We start from the raw sequence: 24588 nt of genomic DNA, 5'->3' as shown, positions 1-24588 counted from the left end.
ACTCAGGGGCTACGCCCCCGAACCCCCAAAAGACTGCGCAGTTCCCCGCGCCCCTAGGCTTTTAGGCCTTTAGGGGCGCGGGGAACTGCGCGACAAGCCACAACGAACCCGCACACACAACCCAGCCCGTCCGGCGTTTGAGGACGAGCGCGGAGCGCGATGCGGGGGTCTGGGGGCGGAGCCCCCAGGGATGGGACGGGTAGGGGCGGCGGGGGCGAGGAACCCTCAGACGCGCCCGCGCGCCCGCCGCGAGACGACCGCGCGCAGCACGCGCCGCCCCTCCGTCGACAGCGCCAGCGCCTGACGAAGCCCCGCCGGCCCATGGGCGGACAACAACTCCAGGATGGCGACCTGGCGCCGCAACTCGGCCGCGACAAGGGGCGACATGTCCTGCGTACGCCCCTCACGCCGAGCCGTCACCGAAGACGCACCGTCGCTCGCGGCATCGAGGAGCCGGTGAATCTGGAGCGCCGCGACAGAGCAGGCGTCCGCCCACTCACGAAGACTCCCGGCGGCACGGTCCACAGGAACGGCACCGAGCATCCGGTGCGCGAGCACAACGGCCTCCCCCTCACCGAACACCCCGCCCTCCGGGACACCGGACAGGTCGAGCTTGGCGCGCGCCTGCTCGACCCGCTCCCCCCAGTCCTCACCCCACCCCTGGTCCTCACCCCACCCCTCACTCTCGGCAAGGCTCGCCCACAACGGCCGCAGAATCTCGTCGTCGCCGCCCAACAGCGGCACGCACCGGTCCAGACACGCCAGACCGCTCGCCGCAAGACCACGCTCATCGGCCTGAGCGATCAGTTCCACCAGGCTCATCACGCCTCCCTCGGTGGGGCCGCCTCTGGTAACGGAGCCCGCACTTCCCCTTACTGCGTGCACTGTGGCCGGAACGTCACACTGCGAGTTGGCCGAAATCTACATGGGGACAACGCCGAGCCGGTCCAGAAATCGGAAGAAAAGCATCTCGGCCGACGGATCGGCGTCCGCGGTGAGCACGTCGAGGAGGGGTTCCTCGGGCACGGGACGCCCCGATTCGGCGGCCCAGGCGACGGCCCGTCCGACGGCGTCGTGCGGTTCGAGGAAGAAGTCGTCGACGGCCAGCCCGTCCTCGTTGCCGCCGAGGTACCCGGCCATCGCGTCCCTGTCCAGGCAGGTCGTCCAGGACCCGCTCTCGGGCGCGGCCGCCTCGACGACCACGCAGTCGCTGTCCATCACGTACCCGAAGAGCGCGGGCGCGCCCGTCTCCTCGGCCAGGTCGTTCATGTTGCCGACGTCACCCTTGGCAGGGTCGTCGGGAGCGTTCGGGTACTCCCACACCTGCCAGCCGTCGTCCGCCGTCTGGTGCAGCGTCAGACCCGTCGCGCCCGCCAGCGCCTCCAGTTCCGCGAGCGGCTGCTCGCTCCTGCCTACGACGAAATATCCCCAGTAGCCCATCCCGCTCCCCCGGTGTATCGGTTCGGCCAGCGTGAATACACCACACACGCACGGCAGTTCGCCACCGAAACGGGCAAGCCGCCGCAACTACACCACCCCGGCGCGTGATCCAGGCCAGGCCTTTTCGTCCTGCATACCGTCACCTGGGTGTTGACGTCCACGCGACACGACCGTCCCGTACGCACCGCCGGCCCCATCCGTACCGCCCGTACCGCCCGTGTCATCCGTAGCGTCAGCCCAGCTCCCCCGCGAGCCCCTTGAACTCCGCCCACGACATCGCCGGCTTCCGCGGATCCCACAGCTTCTGTGTCAGCGCCCGCAGCGGCATCCGGATCCCCGCCGCGACCTGGTCCTGCGTCTGCGACGCCGAGAGATCGCACCAGACGGCGAAGTAGCCGCCGAGGATCTGGTCGTCGTACTCCCGCGGCACCGGCGTCGTGCCGCGCACGACCAGCGGGGTCCACTGCTCGTAGATGCGCTGCCCGGTCGGGTAGACGAAGGCGTTGGGCTGCCCGAGCACGTAGTACAGGTACTCGTCGTTGTAGTTGACGACCTCGCGCCCGGCGCGCAGGTACTCGGCCGGCTGCCGCGCGCCGATCTCCTTGCCCGTCCAGTACGCGACCTGGATGTCGTCGTCGGCCTGCACGGTGCCCCCGGCGAAGAACCCGTCGTTCCAGGCCCGCGGGGTCCGGTCGTGCCCGCGCATCACGTCGGCCCGGTCGTTGAGCCACCCGGTCGCGAGGTCCGCGATCCCGGCACCCGAGCCGTACTTGTCCTTCGCGGCGGCGGCCAGCTGCGGATACGAGGCCGCCGGGTTCGACACCGTCAGCGCCCGGTACTCGTCGGCGCCGAGATGCCAGTACCGCCCGGGGAAGAGACCCGCGTACTCGTTCAGCAGGTCGTCCACGATCTTCGCGGACGCGGGCTTTGAGATGTCGAGCGAGCCCTGCGAGACCACCCCCCGCACGTTGCGGAGCTGGAGGTCCGGGTGGGCGGCGAGCACCGCGCCCAGGTGGCCGGGCGAGTCGATCTCGGGCACGACGGTGATGTGCCGGCTCGCCGCGAGCGCGAGGATGCGCCGCACCTCCGCCTTCGACAGATGCTGCTTCGACACGACCTCGGGGTGCGAGTCGGAGGCGATCCGGAAGCCCTGGTCGTCGGAGAAGTGCAGCCCGAGCTGGTTGTACTTCAGCTCCCCCAGCTCACGGATCCGGGCCTCGATCCACCCGGCCGTGAAGTGCTTGCGCGCGATGTCCAGCATGAACCCGCGCTGCGGCTTGGCCGGCGAGTCCCGTACGACTCCCTCGGGTGCCGTGCCGCCGGCGCGCACCTCCTGCTTGAGCGTGCGCGTGCCGTAGAAGACGCCCGCCTCGGCCGTCCCGCTGATCCGCACCCGCCCGTCCTTCACGGTCAGCGTGTACGACTCGGCGTTCGCGTCCTCGTCGGTGAGGCCCAGCTCCACGTCACCGGCCCGCGCTCCGCCGGAGTCCGCGTAGGCCAGGCCCAGCTCCCCGGCGAGCAGCCGCCCCTCGTCCGCGAGCGCGTCGTCGCCCACGACGACCCGCCCGCCCTTCCCGGGACGCCAGCCGGGCCCGCGCGCCGGGGTGTGCTCCCGTACGGCCGGGATGGTCCGCGGAGTCTTCGACAGCGGATACGTCCGACTGGGTGACGGAGTGGGCGAAGTGGACGGTGTCGGCGCCAGGGCGGATCTCCCGCCGGAGGGCCGCTGGGACGAGGGCGAGCCGGAGTCACCGCTCGGCCAGAGCCCGACGGTCAGCGCGGCACCCGCCGCGACCGCCACGCCCGCACCGACCAACAGAGTCCTCCTGCCGCCCGGCAGAGACCGCGAAGCCCTGCGCCCACGCCCGTTCACCACAGACCACTCACCCTCCTGCGATCACTCTCGTACGCTGTGCCTTCACTGTGAACCTAGGCCCCGTCACCCGGGGCCGCCGTCCACCGCCCGTTCTTAAACTCTCTCTTACGGGTGATATTCGGGCATCCGTCGGACAGGTCACGTCACTCCTCGATAGCGTGATGACACATCTCTCACTTGACCCCCTGCCGAACCACGCGTGGCGCACATCCGAGCGTCACCGAACCGCCGAGGAACCCACGCTGCCCGCGCACCGTCCTTCCCGCCTCCCCGGCCAGTCGGTCGCCATTCCGGCCCCGTCCGCCCGGTCCGACCTGACCGACCCGTCGGAGCCCTCGGAGCCCTCGGAGTCCCCCGAGCCCTCAGGGCCCTCAGGACCCTCGGAACTGCCGGGGCAGACCCGCTCGGCGCCGGACCCCACCGGAACCCGTCCCACCGGTCTGGACGGGTTCAACGGCATGCCCGCCGACGAGGCCGAGCGCGCCCTCCTCGCCTGCTGCGGCAGCCACCGCTGGGCCCGCCGGGTCGCCGCCCACCGTCCGTACCCCGACCTGGACGCCCTGCTGGCCGCGGCCGACGAGGCGGCGTACGACCTGACCCCCGGCGATCTCGCCGAGGCCCTGGCCTGCGAATCGCTCACGCTCCTCCCGGACGGCGCGTACTCCGCGGCCCACACCGCCCTGAGCGCCGCCCACGCCGCCTACGAGAGCCGTTTCGGCCACGTCTTCGTCATCTGCCTGGACGGCACGACCCCCGAGGAGTCCCTCGACCAGGTCCTGGCCGGAATCCGATCACGATTGACAAACGATCCCGACGAGGAACGAACCCTCACAGCAGAAGAACTCCGCCGCCTGGCAAGAGGCCGCCTCACCAGGTCCTTCAGACCGGCGGGAAACTGCGCGGTCTCGTAACGACACGTCCGGGGGCACGGGGACCGGCCCCTTGGGGGCGCGGGGAAGTCCGCAGGGGCGCGGGGGCGCCGCCGCCTCTTGGGGGGCGCGGGGAACGGCGCAGGTCTTTTTTGGGGGCGCGGGATCGGCGCAGGTCTCTTTATGGGGGCGCGGGGGTCGGCGCAGTCGTTTTCGGGGCACGGGGAACAGCGCGCAGGCCTTCCTGGGGGCGCGGGGAACAGCGCGCAGGCCCTCTTGGGGGCGCGGGGAACTGCGCAATCTTTTAGGGGCGCGGGGAACTGCGCGACCAGCCACAACCAACCCGCACCCGGCAAACCACACAAAGCCCCACCCCCGTAGCCGCCCCGCCCCACCTACGGAGTAGCCCGTCCGTGTCCCATATGACTGCCGGTTCGATCACATCGGTAGGCCCGCCGTAAACGTTCCGACAACACGTCGCTACGATGGCCAGGGCCGGTGGACCGTACCCGGCCGGGCCCGTCCGACACAGAAGCCGGCGCGGCCCCAATCCCCGCTCCCGGAGGGTTCTTCCGTGCCGGCTGGAACGCTGTACCGCGGCCGGGAAGGAATGTGGTCATGGGTGGCTCATCGAGTCACCGGCGTCCTCATCTTCTTCTTCCTGTTCGTACACGTGCTGGACACCGCTCTTGTCCGTGTCTCCCCCGAGGACTACGACAAGGTCGTAGCCACCTACAAGACGCCGATCGTCGCGCTGCTGGAGTACGGCCTCGTCGCCGCCATCCTCTTCCACGCGCTCAACGGCCTGCGTGTGATCGCCGTCGACTTCTGGTCGAAGGGACCGCGGTACCAGAAGCAGATGCTCTGGACCGTGGTCGGCATCTGGGTCGTGCTGATGGTCGGGGCCCTGTACCCCGTACTCGGCCACGCCGCTCGTGAAGTCTTCGGGAGCTGACGCCAACAATGTCCACCACTGAGAAGACCGCCGCCTCCGGCATCGGCCCCGTCGAGGGCGAGTCCCTCTACGGCGTCGACAACCCGGCGCCCCTGATCGAGGCCCCGCGCAAGCGGACGAAGAAGACCCCGAAGTCCACCCGTGGCAACTTCGAGATGGCCGCATGGCTCTTCATGCGTCTGTCCGGCATCGTCCTCGTCGTCCTCGTCATCGGCCACCTGCTGATCCAGCTCGTCCTCGACGGCGGAGTCTCCAAGATCGGCTTCGCCTTCGTGGCGGGCCGCTGGGCGTCCCCGTTCTGGCAGACGTGGGACCTGCTGATGCTGTGGCTGGCGATGCTGCACGGCGCCAACGGCCTGCGTACGGTCATCAACGACTACGCGGAGCGCGCGAACACCCGGCTGTGGCTCAAGGGCCTGCTCTACACGGCCACGGTGTTCACCATCCTGCTGGGCACGCTGGTGATCTTCACCTTCGACCCGAACATCCGCTAGATCCGGGGCTACGAGAATCATGAAGATCCACAAGTACGACACAGTCATCGTCGGCGCGGGCGGCGCCGGCATGCGCGCCGCGATCGAAGCGACGAAGCGCAGCCGTACCGCCGTGCTCACGAAGCTCTACCCCACCCGCTCCCACACGGGCGCCGCGCAGGGCGGCATGGCCGCCGCGCTGGCCAACGTGGAGGAGGACAACTGGGAGTGGCACACCTTCGACACGGTCAAGGGCGGTGACTACCTGGTCGACCAGGACGCCGCCGAGATCCTGGCGAAGGAGGCCATCGACGCGGTCCTCGACCTGGAGAAGATGGGCCTGCCGTTCAACCGCACCCCGAACGGCACCATCGACCAGCGCCGCTTCGGCGGTCACAGCCGCAACCACGGCGAGGCCCCGGTCCGCCGGTCCTGCTACGCGGCCGACCGCACCGGCCACATGATCCTCCAGACGCTGTACCAGAACTGCGTGAAGGAGGGCGTGGAGTTCTTCAACGAGTTCTACGTCCTCGACCAGCTCATCACCGAGGTCGACGGCGTCAAGCACTCGGCCGGTGTCGTCGCGTACGAACTGGCGACCGGTGAGATCCACGTCTTCCAGGCGAAGGCCGTGATCTACGCGTCCGGCGGCACCGGCAAGTTCTTCAAGGTGACGTCGAACGCGCACACGCTGACGGGTGACGGACAGGCGGCGGTCTACCGTCGCGGACTGCCGCTGGAGGACATGGAGTTCTTCCAGTTCCACCCGACCGGCATCTGGCGCATGGGCATCCTGCTGACGGAGGGCGCCCGCGGTGAGGGCGGCATCCTCCGCAACAAGGACGGCGAGCGCTTCATGGAGAAGTACGCGCCGGTGATGAAGGACCTGGCGTCGCGAGACGTGGTTTCGAGGTCCATCTACACGGAGATCCGTGAGGGCCGGGGCTGCGGTCCCGAGGCCGACCACGTCTACCTCGACCTCACGCACCTCCCGCCGGAGCAGCTGGACGCCAAGCTCCCGGACATCACCGAGTTCGCCCGTACCTACCTGGGCATCGAGCCCTACACGGACCCGATCCCGATCCAGCCCACCGCGCACTACGCGATGGGCGGCATCCCGACGAACGTCGAGGGTGAGGTCCTGTCGGACAACACCACGGTCGTCCCGGGCCTGTACGCGGCCGGCGAGGTCGCCTGCGTGTCCGTCCACGGCGCGAACCGCCTGGGCACGAACTCCCTCCTGGACATCAACGTGTTCGGGCGCCGCTCGGGTATCGCCGCGGCGGAGTACTCCTCGAAGGTCGCCTCGCACGTAGAGCTGCCCGAGGACCCGGCCTCCCTGGTCGTCGAGCAGATCGAGCGGCTGCGGTCGTCCACGGGCAACGAGCGCGTGGCGGACATCCGCCGCGAGCTGCAGGAGTGCATGGACGCCAACGTCATGGTGTTCCGCACCGAGCAGACGATCAAGACGGCCGTGGAGAAGATCGCGGAGCTGCGCGAGCGGTACCGGAACGTCTCGATCCAGGACAAGGGCAAGCGGTTCAACACCGACCTGCTGGAGGCCGTCGAGCTCGGCAACCTCCTGGACCTGGCCGAGGTCATGGCGGTCTCCGCCCTCGCCCGCAAGGAGTCCCGCGGCGGTCACTACCGCGAGGACTACCCGAACCGCGACGACGTCAACTTCATGCGCCACACCATGGCGTACCGCGAGGTCGGCGACGACGGCACCGAGTCCATCCGTCTCGACTACAAGCCGGTCGTCCAGACCCGCTACCAGCCGATGGAGCGTAAGTACTGATGGCTACCCCCACCCTGGACAAGGCGGACAGCGCCGGCGCGCCGGAGGCCGGCTTCGCCGACACCCCGTACATCACCGCCACGTTCCGCATCCGCCGCTTCAACTCCGAGGTCTCGGCGGAGGCGGTCTGGGAAGACTTCCAGCTGGAGATCGACCCGAAGGAGCGCGTCCTGGACGCGCTGCACAAGATCAAGTGGGACCTGGACGGCACGCTCACGTTCCGCCGGTCCTGCGCGCACGGCATCTGCGGCTCGGACGCGATGCGGATCAACGGCAGGAACCGCCTTGCCTGCAAGACGCTGATCAAGGACATCAACCCCGAGAAGCCGATCACGGTCGAGCCCATCAAGGGCCTGACGGTCCTGAAGGACCTGGTCGTGGACATGGAGCCGTTCTTCCAGGCATACCGCGACGTCATGCCCTTCCTCATCACGAAGGACACGAACGAGCCGACCCGGGAACGCCTCCAGACGGCGGAGGACCGCGAGCGCTTCGACGACACCACGAAGTGCATCCTCTGCGCGGCCTGCACGTCCTCCTGCCCGGTCTTCTGGAACGACGGCCAGTACTTCGGCCCGGCCGCGATCGTGAACGCCCACCGCTTCATCTTCGACAGCCGTGACGAAGCGGGCGAACAGCGCCTCGAAATCCTGAACGACAAGGACGGCGTCTGGCGCTGCCGCACCACATTCAACTGCACGGACGCCTGCCCCCGAGGCATCGAGGTAACGAAGGCGATCCAGGAAGTGAAGAGGGCACTGATCACTCGTCGGTTCTGACCTCCACGGCCGTACGTTGCCGAAGGCCCTGCTCCCCGGACTACCGGGGGCGGGGCCTTCGTCGCGTACATGCTGTGCGTACAAGGGACTTGGCGGCATACTCGTTCCACCTACGTGGGGTGGGGGTGGTCATGGCGCGGGGAAGACCTGGTCGTACGCGGCTGGGGCTGCGGCTGCTTGTTCTGTGGTGGGTGTCGGTTGCCGACCAAGCTCCCTACTTTCAAACACGGCCTCCGGAGCCCGGCTGGTACGTCTACGTATGCTCCGCCGACGGGTGCGCCCACCCCTCTCTCATTGAGGACGAGGTGGCGGATCCCCTTCCTGAGTGCGCGTGCGGAACAACCATGGACACGCAGCAGATCCTGCCCGGTATGGAACTGGCTGACCTCTCCCTCGGCAAGATCATCTGGGTCTGCGTCAGCTGCCCCGGTCAGCCTCCCGTCCGCACCGGTCGAAGCGCGCCGAACTGCCCGGGTCCCGGTATGCAGCACCACATGAAACGCTTCTCCACGTAGGGGACGAGTCGTAAATGTTGAAGGGTCTTATCGAGGCGGGCGGCAAGGTCCTGGGCGGGGCGCGGTTCAGCCTCCTGAGCATTCTGCCGAGTGTCCTGGTGATCGGCGTCGTTGCCACCCTCGTGCGCGCGCACCTGTACGACCCCGACGCACACGTGGACTTCGGCGCCGTGCTCCCGGAGAAGCGGGATGCGGCAGCCTTGGCCCTAGGGACCTTTTTCATCTTCGTGGGCGGGGTGATTCTGCGCCCCTTCGAAGCCGCACTGGTCCAGCTCCTCGAAGGCTACTGGACTCGTCCGTCCCCTTTGGCGCCTCTGCGCGGTGCCGCAACCGAACGCCACCGCCGCCGCAGAAACCGTGCGATCGCTACTCTCGAATTCGCCAAACCGGGCACCGCCGTCAGCACCACCGCACAGGCGACCGTGGCCCGTCCATTGCACATGCTGGCGTCGGAAGCCAAGGAAACCGCAAAACAGCAACGCCGGATGAAACAGGCGCAGCGCATCCGGAACAGGTATCCGACCGAGGTCCGCGAGCTGGAACTGCCAGACAATGAATGGCGGGACAAGCACGGCGAGTTGATGGCCACCGAGCTCGGCAACGCCCTGCTGCGGGCGGAGCGTCTCTCGGGGGACCGCTACGGGCTGGACATGATGCGCACGTACCCACGGATCTATCCTTTCGTGTCCGAAAGGCTCAACGGCGCCGTAACCCAACAGATGGATGTCATCGCCTCGACCGCCTCCCTCTGTGTCTCGCTGGCAATCTGCACGGTGGCCACCCTGCCGCTGATACTCCGACTCGATGCCTGGTCATTGCTGCCCGTACTTCCCGCTGTCATGGCTGCACTCGCCTACCGCGGCGCTGTCGCCGCGGCGCTCCACCACGCGGTGCTGCTGTGCGCAGTCTTCGATCTGCACCGGTTCGACCTGGTCAAAGCGTTCCACTACAAGCCGGAAACCAACGCATCGGACTTCGTGCAGGTGAACGAGCTGATCTCGGAATTCATAGCCCAGGACGACAGTCGGCTCGATACTCACGCCAGCCTCAAGCGCGAAGTCATGGACCACACTGTGGATGCCCCAGTAAGCGCAGACACCACTGCCTCACAAGGAACGAATGGCAACGGATCCGCCTAGCCCCAGAACATTGAGCAGCACTCGGCGAGGCATTTCCTCACCCACCAATGTGCGATAGGTGTCTGTGTCCGCGTACACGGCGACGCGGTCGGCGTAGTGAACGGCCAGAGTGTTCTCCACATTGCCGCGCACAACCGCGCAGCGCGACGGCAGGACGAGTTCGACCCTGCCGAAGCAGACCATGACATCGACCTCCAGCACCTTGTACCCCCCGTCGGGCTCAGGGTCACTGGTGAACTGAGCTCCCGAGAGATCTATCCGCGCGTCCCCGAACCACGAACTCACCGCCACGTTCTGCAATGGCACGGTCTCCGTTGCGACGCGCTTACGCACCGGAAGCACAATGCTCCGATAGAGCCTGAACGGCAGTTCGTCCTCCACGACCGCGGGCCGGGGCCGCACGCCGAGCGCGAGCGCTGCCCCCAGTGCGATCACGACGCCAGGCCACACCCTGCCCGCGCTCGCCTCCCCCAAGTACCCCGCGTTGTAAGCCGCCCACAGTCCGCCGCCGGCGATGAGAACGAGCGGCGCGGCAAGCAGTCCTCTCGGCACCGCCGCTCGCAGGACCAGCAGCAGTCCGAGTGCGACCAACACATACGGCAGCGCCGACAGTGCCCACCGTCCGCCCGAGCGGACCGCCGACCCCCCGCCCAGCAGCCAGACCGTGCCGACGACAACCACCAGCAGCCCGAAGGCAATTCGCACGCGGCCCACCGGCTCCCCCTCCCGCAATCAGCCTGAAGAGTACTGAAGCCTCCATGACAGGTCCCGTGCCGGGCAGGGGCAGGCTCAGGGTGACGTCAGGGGCGCGTCCGGGATCCTCCCTATGGAGGCGGCGCATGTGTGGCGCGAGGCTGGTGTGCATGGCGAACTTACTTGGGCGCAAGAAGCGTTGGAGGACGGCGGCCGCCGCCGGAGCAGTGGCGGCCCTGCTGGTGGCGGGGGCCGTGCCTGCGGTGGCCGCGGGCTCCGGGCACGGTGTGGTCCGTGGTGACCGGGGGCTCGGCAACAGTGGCCGAGGGCTCGACAAGGAGGCGTTGCGGGCGGCGCTCGCCGGGCTGCCCGATGAGAACGTGACGGGCGGGCTGATCCGGATGTCCGGGACGGACGGCCGCTGGTCGGGTACGGCCGGTCCGTCCGTGCCGGCCGCCGACGCGCACTTCAGGATCGGCAGCGTCACGAAGATCTTCACCTCGACCGTACTGCTCCAACTGGCCGCCGAGGGACGGCTGACCTTGGGCGACACCGTGCAGGAGCTGGTGCCGGGCTTGCTGCCACCCGGCTACTACCCCGTCACCGTGGGCCAGTTGCTCAGCCACACCAGCGGGCTGCAGATCATGACCTGCGCCACGGAGGACATGTCACCGCGCGAGGCAGTGGACGCCTCACTGGCCTGCGGAGAACCGACGGAACCGGGCAGAGCCACGCGCTACAACGGCATCAACTACTTCATCGCGGGGCTGATCATCGAGCAGGTGACCGGACACGCGTACGGCTCCGAGGTCCGCTCCCGGATACTCAAACCCCTTCGGCTACGTGACACGTACGTCCCGGCCCTCGACGACTCGTCGATCCCGGCGCCCCACACCCGCGGCCTCGTGGCGGTGCCGGGCTCCGGCGAGCTCAAGGACGTGAGCGTCCAGAACCCGTACGGGTGGGCGGAGGGCGGCATGATCTCCAACGCCCCCGATCTGGCCCGCTTCTTCACGGCCCTGTACCGCGGTCGCCTCCTCCCTCCGGCCCAGCAGAAGGACCTCTTCCGGATGCCCGCCGCGGCGAGCGGCGACACGCAGTTCAGCTACGGCGGGCTCCAGCGCACCGAGTTCCCCGACGGCACGGTCGTCTGGGGCAAGAGCGGGCACGTCCCCGGCTACACGAGCGGCACCTTCGCCACCCGTGACCTCCGCCGCCTCCTCGTCTACTCCCTCAACCCGACGGACCGGAACCCCGAACTGCCGTACGTCCTGCGGATAGCGGGGGCGGCGTTCGACGTACCGATACCGGCTACAGCTGGCTGAGGATCGTCGGGTCCGTGATCTCGGTGTCCTTGGCCAGCATCATCGCCTTGCTGAGGATGACGGCGAGGGTGCGGTCTCCCTCGTAGGGGAGGTAGCCGGCCTGGGGCGTCGCCGCGGACTTCGGCACGATGCACAGGTACTGGTCGTTCGGGGTCATGAGAATGTTGCCCGAGCCGAGGTGGATCTTGTACGTGTGACGCTCGCCCTTCACATGCAGGAAACGGCCCTCCAGGGTGCAGCGGTCGGCTATCGCGAGCCGGGGGATCAGGCGGTCGAGGAGTGCCCGGCGGGTCTCGGCGCTCTGGTTCAGCTCGCCGAAGCTGTACCCCGACCAGTACTCCTGGAAGCGGCCGCCGGGGCCGCCGTCCTGCCAGGTCGGGTCGTTGCCGACGCTCGCGACGCCCACGAACAGGTCGACGTCGCGCAGGACTTCGGAGAGGGCGAGGGGTGGGATCTCGGTGAGGGGCAGCGGCTCGACCGGGTCCTGCCCGTCCTGCAGCCACATGCTGTACTCGCCGCCGTAGCAGTGCGCCGAGTTCTCCGGGGCGTCGATCGGGTAGAAGCGGACCTGGTCGGTGCGCAGCCGCAGATAGCTGCCGGACTCCGTGGTGTCCTCGTCGTACTCCTCGCCGTCGCCCTCGATCCAGTACTCGGCACGCAGGCCCCACTGGGGCAGCTCCCGGACGGCCGGCGGGGCCGAGTCGTCGACGCACAGCCGGAGCTTGTTGCGCCAACCCCTGATCGCGGCCAGCGAGTTGAACTGGTGCTGCCGCAGCACGTGCGCCGCGAAACGGTTCGAGTACGTGCCCGTGGCGCGCTCGGCGTCGGTGAGCAGGTACACCTCGCGGTGGGCCTGCTTGAACGGCTGGGTGATCTCGTGCCGCTCCAGCCAGTCGCGCCAGGCGACGACCTCGGCGGGTTCGCGCCCGACCGGGTGCCAGAGCTCGACCTCCGAACCCGTGGTCACCGGGTCGTCGGTGAGTGTGCGCAGCTCGCCGTCGGCGAACCCGACCGGTCTGCCGTCGACCGTCCACAGGAGGCGCCTGGCGAGGGTGCCGACCAGCGGGTGGTCGATGTAACGCTCGCGCCAGGCGTCGTACGCCCAGGTGCGCCGGGCCAGGAACTGGCGGTCGAGCCGCTCCGCCTGTGCCGAGAGCATCTTGTCGATGTCCTTGGCGGCCGCCTTGAGTTCCTTGAACTCGTCGGCGTGGTCCCGCTTCACGGCGGCGGGCACGCTCTTGACCTCCTTGCCGGCCGCGTTGCGCCAGCCGAGCACGGACTTGGTGCCGTGGACCTCGATGAGGGCGGTGACGTCCCCGAGTAGGTGCCGGGCACGCCCCACCTCGGTGAGACCGTACGCCGGGACGGCGAGCTCCTCGATCTCCTCGCGGCTCAGGCCGAGCGCGGTGGCGCGCGCCTCCAGCGCTCCGTCGAGCAGCTTCGCCGTGTTCTTGTACGTCACCCGCGTGGCCAGGCGGGCCAGTTCGGCGAGGGCGGCCTCGCTGTCGACGCGGGAGAGCGCGATGACGCCGGCGTTGGCGACCTTCGGGTTGCGCGGGCCGATTCCGGCGACCTTCTTGAGGGAGGTCTCGACGAGCGTGCCCAGCGCCCGGGCCGTGTCGGGGTGCGGCGGCAGGAGGGACAGCAGCCAGGCGAGGCCCCGCAGGGCGTTGGCGTTGTAGGGGTCGAAGGCGTTGTTGACGTCCGGCTCGTACGTCTGGCGTTCCAGCGGGATGGTGCGCGGGCGGCCGACGAGAGCGAGCCAGGACAGCAGGGTCCGCGCGACCCGGTCCGCTCCGAGGGTGTCGATGAGGGCCTGGGCCTGCTTGTCCCACTTGGCACTGGGCTTGGAGGCGGTGGCCGTGAGCGCGTGGACGAGCAGGGCGTGCCAGGGGTCGTCCGGGCCGGTGAGCTGCTCCATGGCGTGATCGGCCCATGCCTCGCCGACGTTGAGGACAGGGGTGGTGAGCTTCCTGACCAGCTCCACGAGGTGCTCCGAGCGGTAGGCGACCAGGGCCGTACGACGGAAGACGGCCACGACGGCCGGCGCGAGCTGTCGGCCGGTCGCGAGCTCCGCCTCGGCCAGGAGGTCGAGGCGCGTGGCGTGCCAGTAGGAGTGCCGGGCACCGAGCGATTCGAGCTCCGCCAGCCGCTCGGTGGGGAGGAAGCAGTCGTCGGGCAGGTCACGGGCGACGACGCCGAGCAGCGTCAGCACCTTCTGCCGGGTCTCCGACTCCTTGCCGAGCGACTGGAAGCGCTCGATGAGCGCGTGGGCGAGCCGGCGACGCTCCTCCATGGGGAGGTTGCGCAGGGTGTCGAAGAGCTCGCTCCAGTCGTCACCCCAGAAGCCGTGGTTGGCGACAGCGGCCTTCAGCGCCTCGTCGGCGAGTCTGCCCATGTTCCCCGCGGCGATCTGGTTGCGGATCTTCTGCTTGTGCGATCGCATCGACGTCATCAGCCACCCACCAGCGCGACGAGCTTCAGGAACGTGACCTCGGTGCCGAGCGCAAGCTCGATCTCCTCGTCGAGGTCGGTGAGCTGCCGGTCCCCCACCAGGACCAGGAAGCCGTTCCCCGCGAAGGCCTTGAGCGCCAGCTCGGTCTGCGCCTCGGGGTCTATCCGCCGGGGCGTCCGCAACGCGTACCCGTTCAGCACGCGCTCGGTGTCCTTGGGCTGCACGAGTCCCTGGAACACCTCCGGCGTACGCGCGTTGAACTCGGCGACCTCCTGAAAGACCCGCCGACGGATCAACTCGCGCAGTGCGAGCCGCTCCTCGGCGATCTCCAGCCCCCAGCCAACGCCGCGGTCCCCGCTTGTCGTCTCGTCAACGAACGTCACCATTCCCATGCCGTCGACAGTACGAGGCGCCACTGACAATCAGTCACCGCGGGGGAGAACCAGGCGGCGGGGCCCCGGTTTCGGGGCCCCGCCGCACCGCGGGCAGTACCGTCCGCAGCGGACCGTACCGTCCACTGCTGGCCGTACAGTCCACTGCTGGCCGTACCATCCTCGCTACCCGCGGCGGCGCAGCGACGGGTCCGTCAACGCGGGCTGCTCGACGAAGTAGTTGTCGGCCCGGTTCAGGTCCGTGCCGGGCGGAACGATCTCGTCGATGCGGTCCAGGATCGCGTCGTCGAGGGTGACGTCGGCGCCCGCCAGCAGGTCGGTGAGCTGGTCCATCGTGCGCGGGCCGATGATGGCCGAGGTGACGCCCGGGTGGGCGCGCACGAAGGCCAGGGCCAGATGCGGGAGCGGGAGACCGGCGTCGGCGGCGACCTTCTTGAGGTCGGCGACCGCGGCGAGCTTGGCCGCGTTGCCGGGCAGGGCCGGGTCGAACTTGAAGCCCTCCAGCTTGGCACGCCCGCTGGCCGCGAGGTCACGGCCGGAGAGCCAGCCGGCACTGAGCGGGCCCCAGGTCAGCGTGCCCATGCCGTAGCGCTGGGCCGCCGGCAGGATGCTGCCCTCCGCCCCGCGGGCCAGGATCGAGTAGGGCGGCTGCTCGGTACGGAACCGGACGTGGCCGCGCCGCTCGGCCGTCCACTGGGCCTCCACGATCTGGTCGGCCGGGAAGGAGGAGGAGCCCACGACCCGTACCTTTCCGGACCGTACGAGGTCGGACAGGGCGGACAGGGTCTCGTCGATGTCCGTGAGCGGGTCGGGGCGGTGCATCTGGTAGAGGTCGATGTAGTCGGTGTCCAGGCGCCGCAGGCTGTCCTCGACCGCGCGCATGATGTAGCGGCGCGAGCCTCCCGCCAGGTTGGGCTCGTCGCCCATGGGCAGCCGGAACTTGGTGGCGAGGACGACCTCCTCGCGGCGCCCCTTGAGGGCCTTGCCGACGATCTCCTCGGACTCGCCGGTGCTGTAGATGTCGGCGGTGTCCACGAAGTTGATGCCCGCTTCCAGGGCCGCGTGGATGATCCGTACGGAATCCTCGTGGTCGGGGTTGCCGATCTCCCCGAACATCATCGCGCCGAGCGCGTACTCGCTGACCGAGATGCCGGTGCCGCCCAGAATCCTGCGCTGCATAGGGGTCGAGCCTCCTTGGGCTTCACATGGCTGTGTGGATACGTTTCGACCCTCCCTCCCGCCGGACATCCGGACCAGGCCCGGTCCAGCCTGGGTCTGGCAGTACCAGGAACCGGCGCAGGAGGAACCGTGCGCGGCGATGGATCCGGCTGGGCGATACTCGGAGCATGGTCACGCGTCCCGAACCCGACATCAGCGCGTTCCTCAAGGCCCGGCGTGCCGCTCTCGACCCGGCCGAGCTGGGGCTCCCGGCGGGGGTCAACCGCAGACGGGTGCCGGGCCTGCGGCGCGAGGAGGCCGCCCAGCTGGCGGGGATCAGCGTGGACTACTACACACGCATCGAGCAGGGCCGTACGCCCAACATCTCGGACTCCGTCCTGGACTCCGTCGCCCGCGCGCTGCGGCTGACCGACTCCGAGTACGCCTACCTGCGGGACCTCACCCTTCCCGGACGCAGGACGCCGACGACGGGGACCACGACGGCCTCGCAGCAGGTGCGGCAGGGCATCCGGCTGCTGTTGGACGCCATGGAGGACGTGCCCGCGTATGTGTGCAGCGCGGCCATGGACGTCCTGGCCTGGAACACGCTCGGCGGGCGGATCTCGTACGACTTCGCCGCGATGGAGCCGCGTGAGCGGAATCTGGCCCGGCTGTACTTCCTGCACGAGGAGCGGTCCAGGTCGCTGTATCCGGAATGGGAGGCGGGCGGCGAGTACATGGCGGCGACGCTCCGCGCCGACGTGGGCCGGCACCCCGGCGATCCCGCCCTCGGCGCACTGATCACCGACCTGCTGGCGCAGAGCGCGCTGTTCCGCCGCTGCTGGGACCAGCAGCACGTACGGGGCCTGTGCTACGGCGTGAAGCACATCACCCACCCGGACATGGGCGAGCTTTGGCTGCACTACGAGTCGCTGCCGCTGCCCTCCGATCCCGGCCAGACGCTGGTCACGTACACGGCGGAGCCCGGCTCCGCGACGGACAGGGCGTTGCGGCTGCTCGCCACGCGCGCGACGCCGCAGCCGGTTCCGTCGCCCTGAGCGGACGGCGACCTATTCTGACGGTATGTCAGGTGACGAGTCGTACGAACTGCTCGGTTTCGACAACGTGCTGCTGCCCGTCGGGAACCTCGACGAGGCGCTGGGCTTCTACGGACGGGCCGGGTTTCCGGTGGCCTTCCGCCTGGACGAGGCCGGGATCGCCCTGCTGAAGGTCGGGAACGAGACTCCGGGCGTGCTGCTGCGCGTGGACGAGGAGCTCGGACAGCGGGGGCCGTCCTGGCCGGCGTGCCGCGTGTGGCTGGAGGTGCGGGACGCCCGGGTGACGGCGCGGGCGCTGAGCGCGGCCGGGATCCAGCCCCTGGACGAGCCTTTCCCGGTGGCCACCGGCTGGACGGTCGAGATCGCCGACCCCTGGGGCAACGTCATCGGCTTCACGGACTACGGCAAGCGGCCGGAGCTGGCACGCACCGGCTGAGCGCCGCGCGCGGCACCGACCGAGCGCCCAGCCACCCAGTAGGCCCCCCAGGGCCCCTCCCCACCCCCTCGCGGCCTGAGCCGCACGTCACATCCGCATGCCCCGCAACCGACTTGAACACGTTCAAAAACAGGTCTACATTCTTCCTCGACAGCGCGTTTTGAACGCGTTCAAGAAGACGGGAAGGGGTGGGGACATGGACCTCACGGTCGTCGCGTATGTCATATATCTGCTGGTCAGCGTGGCGCTGACGATCTGGGTGGCACGGACGCTCAGCCAGAACGGGCGGATCTTTCTGGCGGATGTGCTGCACGGGAACGAGAAGCTCGCGGACGCCGTCAACCACCTGCTGGTGGTGGGCTTCTACCTGGTGAACCTGGGCTTCGTGGCCCTCTATCTGAGCCAGGACGAGGAAATCGCCGACGCCCGTGGGGTCTTCGAGGCCCTGTCGACGAAGCTCGGCGTGGTGCTCCTGGTGCTCGGCGCCATGCACCTGGGCAATGTGTACGTCCTCAACAAGATCCGGCGCCGGGGCCTCATGGAGCGCGAGCAGCAGCCGCCCGTGCCGCCGCAGGACTGGGTCGCCCCGGCGGTCGGGGCGTGACCGCGATGGCCACCGCCGCCACCCCGGACCGGGACGCCGCGCGCGTCCCGGTCCGCGGGCTCACCGTCCTGTACGACGCGCAGTGCTCGCTCTGCGCCTTCGTCCGCGACTGGCTCGTACGGCAGCGCCAGTTGGTGCCGCTGGAGCTGGTGCCCGCCGGCTCGGAGGCCGCCATGCGGCGCTTCCCGGGGCTCGACCACGCGGCGACGCTCGACGAGATCACCGTGATCGGCGACTCGGGCCAGGTCTACCGGGGCACCGCCGCCTGGATCGTCACCCTGTGGGCACTGGCCGAGCACCGCCCGACGGCCCACCGGTTCAGCACCCCGGCCGGGGCGCGGCTCGCGCGCGGCGCGGTCCTGGCCGCCGCCAAGTGGCGTGAGGGCCAGTGGGCGCGCAGGCACGGCGCCTGGGGCGGGAGCGCGTACTACGGGGCCGACGGATGGCAGTACTCCCCGGCCACGGGCTGGACCTACGACGCACCCGCCTGCGACAGCGACACCTGCGCGCCTCGTTAGGCTCTCTCCCGTGCCAGCAGCGAAAGACAGCGCCAGTCGTCCGGACGGCCCCGCGGAGCCGGAGGGCCCCGCCCGGCCGTCCCGAACGCCCGCCAAGAGCGAGCAGACCCGGGCCCTGATCCTGGAGACGGCGATGCGCCTGTTCCAGGAGCGGGGCTACGAGAAGACGACGATGCGGGCCATCGCCAAGGAGGCCGGGGTCTCCGTAGGCAACGCGTACTACTACTTCGCCGGCAAGGAACACCTGATCCAGGGCTTCTACGACCGGCTCGCCGCCGAGCACCGGGCGGCGGTCCGCGAGGTCATGGACCAGGAGAAGGATCTGGAGGCCCGGATCGCCGGGGTGCTGAAGGCGTGGCTGGACGTGGCGACGCCGTACCACGAGTTCGCGGTGCAGTTCTTCAAGAACGCGGCCGATCCGGACAGCCCGCTCAGCCCGTTCTCCGCCGAGTCGGAGCACGCGCGCGTGGAGGCCATCGGGGTCTGCCGGGAGGTCCTGGCGGGCTCCAAGGCGAAGATCCCGGAGGAACTGCGGGAGGTGCTCCCCGAGTTGCTGTGGCTCTCCCAGATGGGGCTCGTCCTGTACTGGATCTTCGACCGTACGGAGGGCCGCGAGCGCAGTTACCGCCTCGCCGAACGAGGTGCCCGTCTCACCTCGCTCGGCATCTCGCTGGCCCGTTTCCGGGTGCTGCGGCCCCTGGTCCGTGAGGTTCACGGGCTGTTCACGGACTTCCTGCCGGGGATGACGAACGCACTGCCCGACCCCGCCAAGAAGTCCGCGAAATAGCGCCCCCGCGCGGTCAGTTCACGGCGTCCACCTCGTCCTCGGCCAGCTCCACGTCGTACACCAGGGGCTCGGCGCCGACCATCACGTGCCGGGCGCGGGAGGGGTGCTCGGCGGCCGTCACGGCCAGCAGGTACGAGCCCGCGGAGGGCACCGAGACGATGTACGAGCCGTCGGCCAGGGACGTCACCCGGTCGAGCTGACGGCCGCCCTTGGAGAGCAGGGTCAGCGCGGCGCCCTCGACCGGTGCGCCGTCCGGGGTGCGGACGAAGCCGTGGATCACGGTCGAACCGCCGTCGGCGTCGTCGGGCACGCGCGCGTGGGGCTCGGAAACCTCCTCCTCGCGGGGCTCGACCGCCAGATGCGGCAGCCGCTTCTCCAGGCCGGCGGGCAGCCACCAGTTGGAGTTCCCCAGGAGGTGCATCGCGGCCGGCACCAGCGCCGTACGCAGGATGAACGCGTCCAGTGCGACCGCCGCCGCGAGCCCGATGCCCGCCATCGCGCCCTCCATGTCGCCGCTGAGGACGAACGCGGAGAAGACGCAGATCATGATCAGGGCCGCGCAGTTGATGACCCGGCTGGTCTCGGCGAGGCCGACCCGGACCGCCCGCGCGTTGTCCTTGGTGTGCACCCATTCCTCGTGCATGCGGCTCACCAGGAACACCTGGTAGTCCATCGAGAGCCCGAAGAGCAGCGACAGCATGATGACCGGCAGGAAGGCGGTGATCGGCCCCTCCTTGCCGATGCCGAGGAGTTCCGTGCCCCAGCCCCACTGGAAGATCGCGACGAGCACTCCGAAGGACGCGGCGGCCGCGATGAGGTTCATCAGGGCCGCTGTCAGCGGCACCACCAGGGAGCGGAAGGCCACCATCAGCAGCAGGAAGCCGAGCGTGATGATCGCCGCGACGAAGTACGGCAGCCGGTCCCCCGTGACGGCCGCGAAGTCCTTGAAGACGGCGGTCACTCCGCCCACATGGGCCTCGGTTCCGGACTCCGGGATCACGTCGTCCCGCAGCCGGTCGATCAGCTGGTCCGTCTTCTCGGACTGCGGTGACGTGGTGGGCACGACCTGGATCACCGTGACGCCCTGGGAGGGCGGCGCGGCGGCGACCTGGGCGACGCCCTCCGTCGACCGGATCGTCGACACGAGCGCGTCCGCGTCACCGCCGTCCACGACGACCTGGAGCGGGCCGTTGAAGCCGGGCCCGAAGCCCTCGGCGAGCAGGTCGTACGCCTGGCGTGTCGTCGTCGAGTCCTTGTGGTTGCCCTGGTCGGTGGCGCCGAGCCGGATCGACAGGACGGGCAGCGCGAGGATCACCATCACGACCAGTGCCCCGGCGGCGATCGAGCGCGGCCGCTTCTGCACGTACGAGGACCAGCGGGCCGCGAGGCCGCTCGCCTCGGCCGGCTCCGGTCCCGTCGCGGCGAGCCTGCGGCGCTGCTTGCGGCTGAGGACGCGCATGCCGAGCATGCCGAGGAGCGCGGGCAGCAGGGTGGTCGCGGCGAGGACGCTGAGCACGGCGGTGAGCGAGGTCGCGACGACCACACCGTCCAGGAAGCGCATGTTCATCACGAGCATGCCGGCGAGCGCGATGCACACCGTGCCGCCCGCGAACAGCACGGCACGGCCCGAGGTGTTGAGCGCCGTGACGGCGGCCTCCTCGGGCTTCATGCCGCGCAGGATGCCCCGCCGGTGCCGCGTCACGATGAACAGCGCGTAGTCGATGCCCACGCCGAGACCGATCAACGAGCCCAGCAGTGGGGCCACTTCGGGTACGTCGGTGACATGGCTGAGCAGTGAGGTCGCCATCAGGCCGGTGCCGAGGGCCGCGATCGCGACGACGAGCGGCAGCAGCATCGCGAAGAGCGAGCCGAAGGCGAGGAAGAGGACGACCGCCGCGGCCAGGATGCCGACCATCTCGGCGATACCGGTGGGCGGTTCCTGGATCCGGGTGATCGCCTGGCCGCCCAGCTCCACCTGGAGACCGGCGCGTTCGGCGTCCTGCGACGTGTCGACGACGTCCTGGACCAGTTCCTTGGGGACGCCGTTCGCCTGCTCGGTGAAGGTCACCTGGGCGTAGGCGATCCGCCCGTTCTCGCTGATCTGGGTGGCCCCCTGGGCGGCGTACGGGCTGCTGACGTCGCCGACGCCCTTCATGCGCCCGATCTCCTCCAGGGCGGGCTCGATCCGGGAGCGTACGGAATCGTCCCGTACGGATCCGTCGTCGACCTTCCACACCACCGTGTCGGTGTCGCCCGAACGCTCCGGGAAGGCCTTCTCCATCAGGTCGTACGCGCGCGTGGAGTCCGTGTTCGGAAGGGTGAAGGTGTCCGCGTAGTTCGTGCCCGCGGCAGATCCCGCGAAGCCGAGCCCCAACAGCGCCCCCACCCACAACAACAGGACCACCAGCCGGTGCCGATAGCACCACCGTGCCAATGTCGTCACGCCTCAACGCTCCTTAGTCGGTCGTCGGTCGGTCCCCCAGGTCCTGCGGCTCAGCATCGGGGTGGCGCGCACCCGTGGACACGACTCGGCCATGACTCACAAGGAACTCCAAAGCACGACCCGGCCCCGTTGTCAGTGCCCGCGCCGATACTGGGGACATGACCGTTCACGAGGGGGCGACCGTCCTGGTCGTCGAGGACGAACCGAGCATCGCGGACGTCCTGGCCATCGCTCTGCGCTACCACCGCTTCGAGGTGATGACGGCAGGGACCGTGCGCCAGGCGCTGACGCTGGCCGAGCGCACCCGCCCGGACGCCGCGCTCCTCGACGTGATGCTTCCGGACGGCGACGGCCGTGCGCTGGGCCGCGAACTGCGCGCGAAACAACCCGACCTGGCCCTGGTGTTCCTGACCGCGCGGGACGCGCCCACCGAGATCGTCGGCGCGCTCGCCTTCGGCGACGACTACATCACCAAGCCGTTCAACATCGACGAGGTGATCGCCCGCATCACCGCGGTCCTGCGCCGCACCCGCCCGGCCGACGTCCTCCCCGAGCGCCCGCCCCTGCGCTACGGAGACCTGGAGCTGGACGAGACGACGTACTCGGTGCACTGCGCGGGACGCTCGGTCGAGCTCACCCCCACCGAGTACGCGCTCCTGCGCTTCCTTGTGCGCAACGGCGGCCGGATCGTCCCCAAGGAGCAACTCCTGCGCCACGTCTGGCAGTACGAGCACTCGGCCGAGTCGACCGTCGTCGAGACGTACATCAGCTATCTGCGGCGCAAACTCGACGCCCTCGGCGCCCCGGTGATCACGACACGCCGGGGCGTCGGATACGGGCTCGCATGATCTTCCGGCGCCACCACAGCCATGGCATCCACTCGCTGCGCGGCAAGCTGACGCTGGCCAACGTGGCGCTGCTGGCGCTCGGCATCATCGTGGCGACGGCGGTCAGCCTGATGGGCATGCAGTACTACCTCCTGGACCAGGTCGACTCGGAGTTGCTCAAGACCCGGGACTCACTGGGGAGTACGCAGATCACCGCGCGGCAGATCGACTCGATGAGCGCGCTGGCCTTCGTCCGCGACGGGAAGATCCCGGAATCGCAGGGGCCGCCGAACTCGGACTCCCTCTTCGCCCTGGTCGACACGACGGGACACACCCTCACGATCGGCTCCTTCGAACCGACGGACAACCAGCGGGCGCTGGCCGAGGCCGTGGACGACCCCCGGTCCCTCACCGGTGACGCAGAGCCGCGGGACGTGAGCGTGAACGGCGCCCCGTTCCGGGTCATAGGTGTCTCCCTCACGGACGGCACGACCATCCTGCTGGCCACCTCGACGGACGCCCTGCACAAGGGCATGGCCAAGGCCCTCAAGCTCGATCTGACCTTCGGTGCCCTGCTGCTGGCGCTCCTCGCCGTACTGACCATGCTCAGCGTGAGCCGCCGGCTGCGGCCCCTGGAGGACATGGTCGAGACGTCGTCGGCGATCGCCGAGGGGGATCTGGCCCGGCGCGTGCCCTCCAGCCACCACCCGACCCAGGAGGTCGAGCAGCTGCGGCTCGCCCTCAACTCGATGCTCCACCAGGTCGAGTCGGCGTACCGCACCCGCGAGCGGAGCGCCACGCAGCTGCGCCGCTTCGTCGCGGACGCCTCCCACGAACTGCGGACGCCGCTGTCGGCGATCCGCGGCTACCTCCAGCTGTACGACAAGGGCATGCTGCGCGAGCCGGGTGAGCGCAAGCGGGCCTGGGACCGGATGACCGGTGAGGCCGACCGCATGGCCCGCCTGGTCGACGAGCTGCTCACCCTGGCCCGCCTCGACCAGCAGCCCGAACTGCGCTTCAAGAACGTCGACCTGAGCCGTCTCGTGCGGGACGCGGCCGAGGACCTGCGGGCCCAGCAGCCCGAGCGGCCGGTGTCCGTGGGCGCCGACGGGGCCCTGCTGATACACGCCGACGAGTCGGGCCTGCGTCAGATCCTGGGCAACCTCGTGGCGAACGTACGGACGCACACGCCGGCGGATGTCGCTGTCACGCTCGGTCTGGAGCGGGTCGACGGGGTCGTCCGGCTCTGTGTCGCCGACGAGGGGCCCGGTCTTGACGAGGATGACGCCTCGCGGATTTTCGACCGGTTCTTCCGGGCGGGTGGGGGTGCGGGGAGTGGGCTCGGCATGGCCATCGTTCAGGGGGTGGTCGTGGCCCATGGGGGTGAGGTGGAGGTGCGGACGGCTCCGGGGGAGGGGCTGGCGGTGACGGTTACGTTGCCTGCGAAGACTTGCGGTTGATTTGTGTGTGTGGGGGGCTTGCGGTGCGTTGTGGGCTGCGGGCCGGTGGGGGCTTGTCGCGCAGTTCCCCGCGCCCCTGAAGGACGGGGCTGCGCCCCTGTCCTTCGTCCTCCGCAAGGCGCTACGCCGCCGGGACCAGGGCCCATACCGTCTTGCCGTATCTTCCTCGGCTCCATACTCCCCAGGCGGTTGTGAGGTGTTCGACCAGGGTCAGGCCTCGGCCGGACTCCTCGTCGTACTCTCCGACCACCCGCAGGCGGGGCTGGACGGGGCTCTCGTCGGAGACCTCGATGAGGCAGGAACCGTCCGCGAGTACGGTGACGGCGACCTCGAACTCCCGCTCCAGCAGCGGCCCGTGGCGTACCGCGTTGGTCGCGAGCTCGGACACGAGCAGCACGACGTCCTCGAAGGCCTGCTCCCCCTTGCTGTGCCCCCAGTTCGACAGATGGTCACGCACCCGGCGCCGGGCGAGCCCGACCGAAGCCGGATGCCGGGGCAGCCGGAAGGAGTTGCGTCTCAACACGTTTGCTCCTCACCCCACGCACACCTTCGTCACAAGGTGCTGCGTGGGGTGAGCCCATCGCGTCA

At 69.5% G+C, this 24588-nt stretch carries 24 protein-coding genes; 15 read left to right on the top strand and 9 right to left on the bottom strand.

From position 1 onward, the window contains the following. Nucleotides 1–225 precede the first annotated feature (225 nt). The 3 genes from ACFWXQ_RS31045 to ACFWXQ_RS31035 all read right to left on the bottom strand — a co-directional run bounded on the left by ACFWXQ_RS31045 (nt 226) and on the right by ACFWXQ_RS31035 (nt 3259). Nucleotides 226–822, bottom strand: coding sequence for a hypothetical protein (locus ACFWXQ_RS31045; RefSeq protein WP_383952822.1), 597 nt, complete (start codon nt 820–822; stop codon nt 226–228). Between the two features lie 99 nt (nt 823–921). After that, the gene (locus tag ACFWXQ_RS31040) at nt 922–1440 is read right to left on the bottom strand and encodes a hypothetical protein (RefSeq protein ID WP_383952820.1); all 519 of its coding nucleotides are present in this window, start codon (nt 1438–1440) and stop codon (nt 922–924) included. A gap of 232 nt (nt 1441–1672) precedes the next feature. Next, nucleotides 1673–3259: a glycoside hydrolase family 20 protein gene (locus tag ACFWXQ_RS31035; protein ID WP_383952828.1), complete on the bottom strand. Its 1587-nt coding sequence runs from the start codon at nt 3257–3259 to the stop codon at nt 1673–1675. Nucleotides 3260–3702: 443 nt separating this feature from the next. On the opposite strand from ACFWXQ_RS31035, the gene ACFWXQ_RS31030 reads away from it, so the two are divergent. The 7 genes from ACFWXQ_RS31030 to ACFWXQ_RS31000 all read left to right on the top strand — a co-directional run bounded on the left by ACFWXQ_RS31030 (nt 3703) and on the right by ACFWXQ_RS31000 (nt 9844). Continuing rightward, on the top strand, nt 3703–4227 hold the full coding sequence (locus ACFWXQ_RS31030) for a 2-oxo-4-hydroxy-4-carboxy-5-ureidoimidazoline decarboxylase (RefSeq protein WP_383952826.1): 525 nt from the start codon (nt 3703–3705) through the stop codon (nt 4225–4227). Between the two features lie 532 nt (nt 4228–4759). Continuing rightward, nucleotides 4760–5140 carry a succinate dehydrogenase, cytochrome b556 subunit gene (gene sdhC / locus ACFWXQ_RS31025; protein ID WP_079053671.1) on the top strand — a complete coding sequence of 127 codons (381 nt, stop codon included), beginning with the start codon at nt 4760–4762 and terminating at the stop codon, nt 5138–5140. A gap of 8 nt (nt 5141–5148) precedes the next feature. Next, nucleotides 5149–5634 (top strand): succinate dehydrogenase hydrophobic membrane anchor subunit, encoded by a 486-nt coding sequence (locus ACFWXQ_RS31020; protein WP_383952818.1) that lies wholly within the window; start codon nt 5149–5151, stop codon nt 5632–5634. 19 nt (nt 5635–5653) lie between these two features. Then, nucleotides 5654–7411, top strand: coding sequence for a succinate dehydrogenase flavoprotein subunit (gene sdhA, locus ACFWXQ_RS31015; RefSeq protein ID WP_383952816.1), 1758 nt, complete (start codon nt 5654–5656; stop codon nt 7409–7411). Next, nucleotides 7411–8190 carry a succinate dehydrogenase iron-sulfur subunit gene (locus ACFWXQ_RS31010; protein WP_200396256.1) on the top strand — a complete coding sequence of 260 codons (780 nt, stop codon included), beginning with the start codon at nt 7411–7413 and terminating at the stop codon, nt 8188–8190. The genes sdhA and ACFWXQ_RS31010 overlap by 1 nt, the downstream gene beginning before the upstream one ends. 344 nt (nt 8191–8534) lie before the next feature. Beyond that, on the top strand, nt 8535–8705 hold the full coding sequence (locus ACFWXQ_RS31005) for a hypothetical protein (protein ID WP_383952813.1): 171 nt from the start codon (nt 8535–8537) through the stop codon (nt 8703–8705). A gap of 14 nt (nt 8706–8719) precedes the next feature. Next, complete coding sequence (locus tag ACFWXQ_RS31000) at nt 8720–9844, top strand: hypothetical protein (RefSeq protein WP_383952811.1); 1125 nt, start codon at nt 8720–8722, stop codon at nt 9842–9844. Here the strand turns inward: ACFWXQ_RS31000 and ACFWXQ_RS30995 are convergent. Beyond that, nucleotides 9812–10549, bottom strand: coding sequence for a hypothetical protein (locus tag ACFWXQ_RS30995; RefSeq protein WP_383952809.1), 738 nt, complete (start codon nt 10547–10549; stop codon nt 9812–9814). The two genes, ACFWXQ_RS31000 and ACFWXQ_RS30995, sit on opposite strands and share 33 nt — an antisense overlap. Before the next feature lie 158 nt (nt 10550–10707). Here ACFWXQ_RS30995 and ACFWXQ_RS30990 point away from each other — a divergent pair, with 158 nt between their 5' ends. Beyond that, nucleotides 10708–11862: a serine hydrolase domain-containing protein gene (locus tag ACFWXQ_RS30990; RefSeq protein ID WP_383952807.1), complete on the top strand. Its 1155-nt coding sequence runs from the start codon at nt 10708–10710 to the stop codon at nt 11860–11862. On the opposite strand, the gene ACFWXQ_RS30985 is transcribed toward ACFWXQ_RS30990, so the two are convergent. The 3 genes from ACFWXQ_RS30985 to ACFWXQ_RS30975 all read right to left on the bottom strand — a co-directional run bounded on the left by ACFWXQ_RS30985 (nt 11849) and on the right by ACFWXQ_RS30975 (nt 15888). After that, nucleotides 11849–14308 (bottom strand): DUF4132 domain-containing protein, encoded by a 2460-nt coding sequence (locus tag ACFWXQ_RS30985; RefSeq protein WP_383952824.1) that lies wholly within the window; start codon nt 14306–14308, stop codon nt 11849–11851. The two genes, ACFWXQ_RS30990 and ACFWXQ_RS30985, sit on opposite strands and share 14 nt — an antisense overlap. A gap of 8 nt (nt 14309–14316) precedes the next feature. Next, complete coding sequence (locus ACFWXQ_RS30980) at nt 14317–14709, bottom strand: hypothetical protein (RefSeq protein ID WP_383952805.1); 393 nt, start codon at nt 14707–14709, stop codon at nt 14317–14319. A 165-nt stretch (nt 14710–14874) separates the two neighbouring features. Next, nucleotides 14875–15888: an aldo/keto reductase gene (locus ACFWXQ_RS30975; RefSeq protein ID WP_383936774.1), complete on the bottom strand. Its 1014-nt coding sequence runs from the start codon at nt 15886–15888 to the stop codon at nt 14875–14877. 167 nt (nt 15889–16055) lie between these two features. Here ACFWXQ_RS30975 and ACFWXQ_RS30970 point away from each other — a divergent pair, with 167 nt between their 5' ends. The 5 genes from ACFWXQ_RS30970 to ACFWXQ_RS30950 all read left to right on the top strand — a co-directional run bounded on the left by ACFWXQ_RS30970 (nt 16056) and on the right by ACFWXQ_RS30950 (nt 19270). Further along, entirely contained in the window at nt 16056–16925 is an 870-nt protein-coding gene (locus ACFWXQ_RS30970) for a helix-turn-helix transcriptional regulator (RefSeq protein ID WP_383936772.1), read from the top strand. A gap of 25 nt (nt 16926–16950) precedes the next feature. Then, nucleotides 16951–17361, top strand: coding sequence for a VOC family protein (locus ACFWXQ_RS30965; RefSeq protein WP_383936770.1), 411 nt, complete (start codon nt 16951–16953; stop codon nt 17359–17361). A gap of 196 nt (nt 17362–17557) precedes the next feature. Continuing rightward, nucleotides 17558–17965 (top strand): hypothetical protein, encoded by a 408-nt coding sequence (locus ACFWXQ_RS30960; RefSeq protein ID WP_200396267.1) that lies wholly within the window; start codon nt 17558–17560, stop codon nt 17963–17965. Nucleotides 17966–17970: 5 nt separating this feature from the next. Next, entirely contained in the window at nt 17971–18483 is a 513-nt protein-coding gene (locus ACFWXQ_RS30955; protein WP_383936795.1) for a thiol-disulfide oxidoreductase DCC family protein, read from the top strand. A 10-nt stretch (nt 18484–18493) separates the two neighbouring features. Continuing rightward, nucleotides 18494–19270, top strand: a complete 777-nt coding sequence (locus ACFWXQ_RS30950; protein WP_383936768.1) for a TetR family transcriptional regulator — start codon at nt 18494–18496, stop codon at nt 19268–19270. A gap of 13 nt (nt 19271–19283) precedes the next feature. Here ACFWXQ_RS30950 and ACFWXQ_RS30945 read toward each other — a convergent pair whose 3' ends face one another. Beyond that, nucleotides 19284–21704, bottom strand: a complete 2421-nt coding sequence (locus ACFWXQ_RS30945) for an MMPL family transporter (protein ID WP_383936793.1) — start codon at nt 21702–21704, stop codon at nt 19284–19286. A 167-nt stretch (nt 21705–21871) separates the two neighbouring features. On the opposite strand from ACFWXQ_RS30945, the gene ACFWXQ_RS30940 reads away from it, so the two are divergent. Beyond that, nucleotides 21872–22561: a response regulator transcription factor gene (locus ACFWXQ_RS30940; protein WP_383936766.1), complete on the top strand. Its 690-nt coding sequence runs from the start codon at nt 21872–21874 to the stop codon at nt 22559–22561. Then, the gene (locus ACFWXQ_RS30935) at nt 22558–24000 is read left to right on the top strand and encodes an ATP-binding protein (RefSeq protein WP_383936764.1); all 1443 of its coding nucleotides are present in this window, start codon (nt 22558–22560) and stop codon (nt 23998–24000) included. Before ACFWXQ_RS30940 ends, ACFWXQ_RS30935 begins: the two co-directional genes overlap by 4 nt. A gap of 121 nt (nt 24001–24121) precedes the next feature. Here ACFWXQ_RS30935 and ACFWXQ_RS30930 read toward each other — a convergent pair whose 3' ends face one another. Further along, on the bottom strand, nt 24122–24523 hold the full coding sequence (locus ACFWXQ_RS30930) for an ATP-binding protein (RefSeq protein ID WP_362072263.1): 402 nt from the start codon (nt 24521–24523) through the stop codon (nt 24122–24124). Nucleotides 24524–24588: the final 65 nt, after the last annotated feature.

It is taken from the genome of Streptomyces sp. NPDC058697, from assembly GCF_042715345.1.
Taxonomy (GTDB): Bacteria; Actinomycetota; Actinomycetes; order Streptomycetales; family Streptomycetaceae; genus Streptomyces; species Streptomyces liliifuscus.
This window is presented reverse-complemented; position numbering and strand designations above follow the sequence as displayed.

What these genes read in the sequence shown, in the direction of transcription:
- ACFWXQ_RS30980 (WP_383952805.1), bottom strand. Translation starts at nt 14,709, where the DNA reads ATGGGAATGGTGACGTTCGTTGACGAGACGACAAGCGGGGACCGCGGC.
- ACFWXQ_RS30935 (WP_383936764.1), top strand. Translation starts at nt 22,558, where the DNA reads ATGATCTTCCGGCGCCACCACAGCCATGGCATCCACTCGCTGCGCGGC.
- ACFWXQ_RS30970 (WP_383936772.1), top strand. Translation starts at nt 16,056, where the DNA reads ATGGTCACGCGTCCCGAACCCGACATCAGCGCGTTCCTCAAGGCCCGG.
- ACFWXQ_RS30985 (WP_383952824.1), bottom strand. Translation starts at nt 14,308, where the DNA reads ATGCGATCGCACAAGCAGAAGATCCGCAACCAGATCGCCGCGGGGAAC.
- ACFWXQ_RS31000 (WP_383952811.1), top strand. Translation starts at nt 8,720, where the DNA reads ATGTTGAAGGGTCTTATCGAGGCGGGCGGCAAGGTCCTGGGCGGGGCG.
- ACFWXQ_RS30940 (WP_383936766.1), top strand. Translation starts at nt 21,872, where the DNA reads ATGACCGTTCACGAGGGGGCGACCGTCCTGGTCGTCGAGGACGAACCG.
- ACFWXQ_RS30990 (WP_383952807.1), top strand. Translation starts at nt 10,708, where the DNA reads ATGGCGAACTTACTTGGGCGCAAGAAGCGTTGGAGGACGGCGGCCGCC.
- ACFWXQ_RS31040 (WP_383952820.1), bottom strand. Translation starts at nt 1,440, where the DNA reads ATGGGCTACTGGGGATATTTCGTCGTAGGCAGGAGCGAGCAGCCGCTC.
- ACFWXQ_RS30955 (WP_383936795.1), top strand. Translation starts at nt 17,971, where the DNA reads ATGGCCACCGCCGCCACCCCGGACCGGGACGCCGCGCGCGTCCCGGTC.
- ACFWXQ_RS31010 (WP_200396256.1), top strand. Translation starts at nt 7,411, where the DNA reads ATGGCTACCCCCACCCTGGACAAGGCGGACAGCGCCGGCGCGCCGGAG.
- ACFWXQ_RS30960 (WP_200396267.1), top strand. Translation starts at nt 17,558, where the DNA reads ATGGACCTCACGGTCGTCGCGTATGTCATATATCTGCTGGTCAGCGTG.
- sdhA (WP_383952816.1), top strand. Translation starts at nt 5,654, where the DNA reads ATGAAGATCCACAAGTACGACACAGTCATCGTCGGCGCGGGCGGCGCC.
- ACFWXQ_RS30975 (WP_383936774.1), bottom strand. Translation starts at nt 15,888, where the DNA reads ATGCAGCGCAGGATTCTGGGCGGCACCGGCATCTCGGTCAGCGAGTAC.
- ACFWXQ_RS31020 (WP_383952818.1), top strand. Translation starts at nt 5,149, where the DNA reads ATGTCCACCACTGAGAAGACCGCCGCCTCCGGCATCGGCCCCGTCGAG.
- ACFWXQ_RS30965 (WP_383936770.1), top strand. Translation starts at nt 16,951, where the DNA reads ATGTCAGGTGACGAGTCGTACGAACTGCTCGGTTTCGACAACGTGCTG.
- ACFWXQ_RS31005 (WP_383952813.1), top strand. Translation starts at nt 8,535, where the DNA reads ATGGACACGCAGCAGATCCTGCCCGGTATGGAACTGGCTGACCTCTCC.
- ACFWXQ_RS31045 (WP_383952822.1), bottom strand. Translation starts at nt 822, where the DNA reads ATGAGCCTGGTGGAACTGATCGCTCAGGCCGATGAGCGTGGTCTTGCG.